Annotated in this window: 6 protein-coding genes and 1 pseudogene; all 7 read left to right on the top strand. The window is 64.4% G+C overall.

What is annotated here, in order from left to right; translation table 11 throughout:
- A pseudogene (locus B7X49_RS17810) lies at window positions 1–820 on the top strand (ATP-binding protein); the annotation flags it as partial.
- Window positions 817–1,140, top strand: coding sequence for a hypothetical protein (locus B7X49_RS17805; RefSeq protein WP_286840466.1), 324 nt, complete (start codon window positions 817–819; stop codon window positions 1,138–1,140). The pseudogene B7X49_RS17810 and the gene B7X49_RS17805, both read left to right, overlap by 4 nt.
- 76 nt (window positions 1,141–1,216) lie before the next feature.
- The gene (locus B7X49_RS17800; RefSeq protein ID WP_286840464.1) at window positions 1,217–1,585 is read left to right on the top strand and encodes a hypothetical protein; all 369 of its coding nucleotides are present in this window, start codon (window positions 1,217–1,219) and stop codon (window positions 1,583–1,585) included.
- Window positions 1,582–2,484: a phosphatidylserine/phosphatidylglycerophosphate/cardiolipin synthase family protein gene (locus B7X49_RS17795; RefSeq protein WP_286840462.1), complete on the top strand. Its 903-nt coding sequence runs from the start codon at window positions 1,582–1,584 to the stop codon at window positions 2,482–2,484. The genes B7X49_RS17800 and B7X49_RS17795 overlap by 4 nt, the downstream gene beginning before the upstream one ends.
- 14 nt (window positions 2,485–2,498) lie before the next feature.
- Window positions 2,499–3,275: a hypothetical protein gene (locus B7X49_RS17790; RefSeq protein ID WP_286840461.1), complete on the top strand. Its 777-nt coding sequence runs from the start codon at window positions 2,499–2,501 to the stop codon at window positions 3,273–3,275.
- A gap of 61 nt (window positions 3,276–3,336) precedes the next feature.
- On the top strand, window positions 3,337–4,386 hold the full coding sequence (locus B7X49_RS17785) for a hypothetical protein (protein WP_286840460.1): 1,050 nt from the start codon (window positions 3,337–3,339) through the stop codon (window positions 4,384–4,386).
- 7 nt (window positions 4,387–4,393) lie between these two features.
- Window positions 4,394–5,873 (top strand): ATP-dependent helicase (locus tag B7X49_RS17780; protein ID WP_286840458.1); only part of this gene is annotated, 1,480 nt, incomplete at its 3' end.

Here is a 5,873-nt window from a genome sequence, read left to right as displayed (position 1 = left end):
GGATGCCGATCGCAAGACGGCGCTGATGTATATGCTGGCCCGCCACATCATCGGGCGCAACTTCTTCCTGCATCCGGATTATCTGGTCCATGTCCCGGAAGCGATGAAAGCCTATCACGCGCCGCGGTTCCGCGAGTTCAAGGAATCGGTCAAGCGGCTCGATTACGACGAATACCATCGCACCAAAGCCTCGCCCTTCGTGCGCGCCCAGGTGGTTCGCGATCTGCTCGAAGGGGGCAAGCACAACGTCCAGATCGTCGTCGCTTCGCAGAGCATCGAGCATTTCGACGATGATCTGATCAGGAACACCAACGAGCAGATCGTCCTCGGCGCGCGCGACGACAAGGAACGCGAGACCATCATCAAGCGGTTCCAGTTATCGGAGGCCTCGGCCTTCGTGCTGCGCAACCGGCTGACCGGCCCCGACCGGAACGGAGGTGGCGCGCCGTTCCTGATGGTCGCCGAAGTCGATAACGCCAAATACGAGCAGATGATGGTCAACAGCCTGGGGCCGATCGAGCTCTGGGCGCTCAGCACGACGCCGCTGGACGTCCATCTGCGCACCCGGCTCTATTCCATGCTCGGCCCTGCCGAGGCGCGCCGGCGGTTGGCCCTGGTGTTCCCGAACGGCAGTGCCGAGGGTGAGATCCGTCGCCGGCGCGATGAACGCCTCACGCGGGATGCCGATCAGGCGGTGATCGAGGCCGGGGTCACCGACGAACTGGCGCAGGATATCTACGATGGTCGTGGCATCGCGATCATGCTGCGCGGCTTCGAACCGCAGCCGGTCAGACAGACCTACCGCGAGGCAGCCGAATGACCCGCGCCAACGATCGCCTTACGGCCGAACGGATCTGGCGTCCGCAGGCCCAGACATCGGCGTCGGTCCGGTTCACAACCCGATCCGCCGAAGCCCTCAGCCGATGGCTCGATCGCCAATCACAGCCGGCCCACAACGCCAACCAGGCGCTGAACATGGCGTTCGAAAGTCTGGACCCGGTCGTCACCGACATGGTGACCGATACGCGTGCCACGATCCGCCAGCTGCGCAGCGATCTCGATGACATGAAACGCCGGTTGGTTGCCGCCGAAATCGGCCTCGATGAACTTGAGCGAAAGGTTGGCGATCATGGAATGTGAACGAGACATGCCCCTCGAACCGGCAGCCCTTCGCGCACAGCCAGCGTTCACCCGCTTGCCTGCCGCGGTCCCTGACGTGAAGCCTGCCAGCTCGGCCAGTTCGAGCACCGTGGTCGCCTCGACCAGGTCGGCCGCCTCGGCCATCAGCGCGGCACGGGCGGGTGATCTGTTCGATTTGCTGATCGCGGGCACCACGGCGGGCGGCGCGGCCGCGCTGACCTGGATGGCCTACAACACCGCATTCGATGGTCGATGGCTACTACGCCTGCCCCACGCCCCCTACAGCCTCGAATTGCTGGGCCTCATCTTCCTCGCCTTCGGCGGGTTCCGGATCGTGGCGCTCGCCTATGATCGCTCGGAGACTGGCGGCATCATGCACCGGACCCGCGAAATCGAGCGGTGCCAGGGCCGGCTTCACAGCAATCCGGACAATCTCGCGTCATGATCTCGATCTGTCCGCAATCCGGTCCCGCCCCGGTGATCCGCTTCATCGAGGACGCGCGGGTGACGCTCGGGATCAATGTCTATTATCTCGCGAGCAAGCCGGTGCTGCGGGCGATCAAGGCAGACGTGCGGCGCGGTGTGAAGACGTATGTCATCGTGGACGGCGAACCCTATGGAATATCCCGATCCCTGGTATCCCGCGAGCTGGCGCATCTCCGGGCCACCGGCGCGCATGTTCATGTCGCGCCGAAGCGCTTCGAGGGCAGGTACCGGTTCGACCATGCCAAATACGCGGTCAGCCATGGCGAGGTGCTGGTCGGCTCAGCGAACTGGGACGCTTCAGCGTTCCACCATGACCGTGACTATATCGACCGCACCGCCAGCCCGGCTCTGGTAGCGGCGCTGGAGCGGATTTTCCGGGCGGATTGGTTCAACCTTCCGGCAGGTGATCAGGGCCGGAGCGGCGCGCCGACCCTGGTGGTATCGCCGGACGCCGAACCGGCCCTGGCGCGGGTGATCGACCAGTCGGGCCACGTCGATATCGAGGCCGAGGAACTCGGCGATGATCCTCCGATCATCCGGGCGATCGAGGCGAAGGGTCCTGACGCGCGGATCATCTTTCCGATGACACTCTCCCGGTCGGACCGCGATCGGGTCGCGGCACTACAGCGTCACGGTGTGCACGTCGGGTTCCTGCCGAAACATCCGGTCTATCTGCACGCCAAGATGATCGTCGGATCGCAGGCCGGGTTCATCGGCTCACAGAATTTTTCGCGGGCGAGCCTCAACGCCAACCGTGAGATCGGGATCATTCTGTATTCCGGGCGGGACCGGGCCGCATTGCGACGGCAGTTCGAGATCGACTGGCACAAAGCCGTCCACCTGCACCAGCCGACATGATGGAAGGAAACACCATGACCGACATGTTCCTTGATGAAATCTGCCGCTTGCGTCTGCCGCCTGTCCGAAAAACCCGAAAGCGGTTGGAACCACTCCTGAGCCGGATCCTGCTCGGGTTCAGCGCGGCGTTGATCCCGGCGCTCTGTTTCTATCTGCCCGGCCTGCTGATCGGAAAGGCGGGCGAGACAAAGTCCACCGGTCTCATGCTCTTTGCCGTGACCGCGGCGGTGGTCGCCTTGTTCCAGAGCTGGTGCGCACGCCTGCGCTGGACATCAGACCGACCAGTCGGGCTCGTCAAATCGCTCTCCGTCGATCGGGAGATCATCGCGATGGTGCCCGTCCGTGATCTCGCCGCACTGGAACTCGGACTGGTCGAGGATCCGGCGCTCGCCGTCGAGCAGGCCCTCAATCTGTTCAAGGTCATGGTGCGTCTTCTCTCAAGTATCGTTGTCGTCGCACCGCTCGCGTTGGCCTGGGAGATGCTGTTCCTGTTTGCTTTCGGCGGGTTGAAGATGCCCTTGCTTCACGCAGCGGTCACCGGATTGCAGATCATCCGGATCGGTGACCTGGCGCGCAGTCTGATGGCGTTCGACGCGCTCGTCGTTTCATTCGGTGCCGTGATCATGCTGGTCGCTGGCAAGCAGCCGAGCCGCCGGTTCGGGTTCCGCAACATCTATCGGGACCGGCGGGATGCCTATCTGCGCGAGCAGTTCTCCGTATCGGACGACGAAGCGATCACGATCGCCACCCCGTCCCCCAGCTTCACGCCGGTCCGCCAGAGGTCGTTTTGATGATGCGGGCAGTCGTGGCCGACCGATCCATCACGCGGGCGCCGTTGCCCTGCTGCGGTCCATGCCCAGGATTCCCCACCCCTCTGAAATGGCGCCGGCAATGAGCGGGGTTTCGGGCATGGCGGCGCCGCTCCCCCCCGCTGACCAGGGAGGCAACGACGAACCCCGGCGCGCGCCGGCGACGTTGGCCGAACGTCTGCGCAAGGCGATCAACCTCGCACTGCCGCCCGACCGCCGGTACATCGGATACCTGGCAAGGGTGATGGGTGAGCCGAACTTCGATCGGTATCGCGCGGTGACGAACGGAACGGCATCGCTCGCCGACCCGGAGATCGATTCTGTCGCGGCGATGCTGGGTATTTCACCCATCTGGCTGCGGTCCGGCGGTGGTAGTCCCTTCCTTGTCGGCACCATGCCGCTCTCGGACAACCCGATCGGCCTTGTCCGGTTCCTGGCTGGCATCGACAGCGCCGGGCCGTGGGGTCCGGCCCTGTCGGTGGTTTTCGTTGCCTGCGCCTATCCGGCCTATGGCAGCGTACTCATCATCTGCGAGCACGAGGGCACAGCGCTCAACCCCCACCGCTACAGCACGATCAGGACCACGACCCGTCTGGACACGCCTGAGCCGGGAGCCTGGACATGGCAACCGGGGGCTCTGCTCCTCAACATGGCGTTTCTCTCCCGCCTGCATGTCCGGCACGGCGGCTATCGCGGTCAGGGATTGATGAGCATCATCGTCTCCGACGACACCTACGATGCCCTCTCCAGCGGGACCGCCCATCTTCGTGATCTGCCGCTCCTGATCAGCGATTCCAAATGGCATCTCGATCTGTTCGACCGGCAGCGCCTGCGGGATCGCGCGCTGGTGTTCCAGCATTGGCAGTACTGGCAGACCTTCGGCCTCTGGACCCTCGATCATCTGGCCAAGGACCCGGTGCTGAAGCCGTGTATGGAGGGTTATCTCCGGGGCGATCACCCCGATTTTGGTCAAGCGGCTGCCCTGCTCGATGCCGGGCCGGCACAAGCAAGCACCCTGACCCGGACGCCCTATCTGCAACGCCATCCCGACCTGGTGACGGCTGAACCGCCGCCCTCCGGTCTGCTGCATTAGGCCCGCGATGCAAACCGGTCCCGCCACACCGCTGCCCTTCCTTGCCGATCTGACTGTCGCACAACGTGACGCGGCCTGTCAGGATGGGCCGGTACTGGTGCTGGCCGGCGCCGGAACCGGCAAGACCAAGACATTGACGGCTGCGATCGCGCGGCGGATCGCCTCGGGCGTCACGCCGTCCCGCATTCTTGCCGTGACTTTCACAAACAAAGCGGCGCGCGGCATGACCGAGCGCATCGCTGCCGTCCTGGGCGAGGGCGCTCAACCCGGATGGGTCGGCACCTTCCACGGCCTCGGCGCGCGGCAATTGCGGATCGAACCGGAAGCGGCGCATCTCCGACCGGGTTTCGACATCATGGATGCCGATGACAGCCGCCGGCTGCTCAAGCGCGTCATGAAATCCATGCAGATCGACGCGGCGATCGATGAGGGCATTGCCACGTCGCGTGATCCGGTCAAGCTGATGGCCAAGCGGATCGAGACCTTCAAGGACAATCTCATCGCGCCGGAAGATGCGGCGTTGCGGGTCGAGGGATTGATCGGAGCGGCCACCCGTGAACGCCGGCCGATCGATGCCGCGGGGTTCCGCGCGGCGGTCCCGGTTTATATCGAATATCAACGCCGCCTGCGCGAAGCCAACGCCGCGGATTTCGGGGATCTGCTGCTCTGGCCTGCCAGGACCATGCAGATCGATGAAGCCTACCGGCTGCGCTGGGCCGGGCGCTTCGATTGCGTGCTGGCCGATGAATATCAGGACGTGTGTTACGTCCAATACGCCTGGCTTCGCCTGCTCTCGGCCGATCACCACCAGATCTTCGCGGTGGGCGACGATGATCAGGCGATCTACTCCTGGCGGGGCAGCGATCTCGTCTATCTGCGCCGGTTCCTCAAGGAGTATCCCGACGGCACGCTGATCCGGCTGGAAGAGAATTTTCGCTCCACCGCGCACATCCTCGATGCCGCGAACGGCGTCATCGCCCATGACGCGGAACGGATGGGCAAGACGCTGTTCACCCGCAAGCCCGCCGGTGACCCGATCGAGATCCTCCGCTTTGCCGACGCGGGTGCCGAAGCGAACGGGATCGCCGATGAAATCCAGCGCCGTCACGGCGAGGGGATCGGCTGGGATGACATGGCGATCCTGTATCGGAGCAATTTTCTCTCGCGCGGCTTTGAGGAGGCGATGATGCGCCGGCGTATCCCCTATGTGCTGGTGGGTGACGTCGGTTTCTATCAGCGCGCCGAGGTCAAGGACGCGCTGGCGTTCCTGCGCATCGCGACGACACCGGACGATGTCCAATCCGATGAAGCCTTCCGCCGGGTGATCAACACCCCGCCGCGCGGCTTCGGCCCGAAAGCCCTCGATGAATTGGAAGCGGAAGCCGCGTTCCGGCAATCATCGATGCTGCGCGCGATCGAGACCGCTGATCTGCCGGCGAGGTGTCGCGGCGCCGGCCTCAAATTCGTCGATCTGATCCGCCATGTCG

Origin of the sequence: Acidiphilium sp. 34-64-41 (genome assembly GCF_002282635.1) — a bacterium.
Classification (GTDB): Bacteria; Pseudomonadota; Alphaproteobacteria; order Acetobacterales; family Acetobacteraceae; genus Acidiphilium; species Acidiphilium rubrum.
The sequence above is the reverse complement of the archived record's forward strand: the minus strand, read 5'-3'. Positions and strand labels throughout refer to the sequence as shown.

Bases quoted from the DNA above. Each gene is read 5' to 3' on its own strand.
- B7X49_RS17805 (WP_286840466.1), top strand. From the start codon at position 817: ATGACCCGCGCCAACGATCGCCTTACGGCCGAACGGATCTGGCGTCCG.
- B7X49_RS17795 (WP_286840462.1), top strand. From the start codon at position 1,582: ATGATCTCGATCTGTCCGCAATCCGGTCCCGCCCCGGTGATCCGCTTC.
- B7X49_RS17790 (WP_286840461.1), top strand. From the start codon at position 2,499: ATGACCGACATGTTCCTTGATGAAATCTGCCGCTTGCGTCTGCCGCCT.
- B7X49_RS17785 (WP_286840460.1), top strand. From the start codon at position 3,337: ATGCCCAGGATTCCCCACCCCTCTGAAATGGCGCCGGCAATGAGCGGG.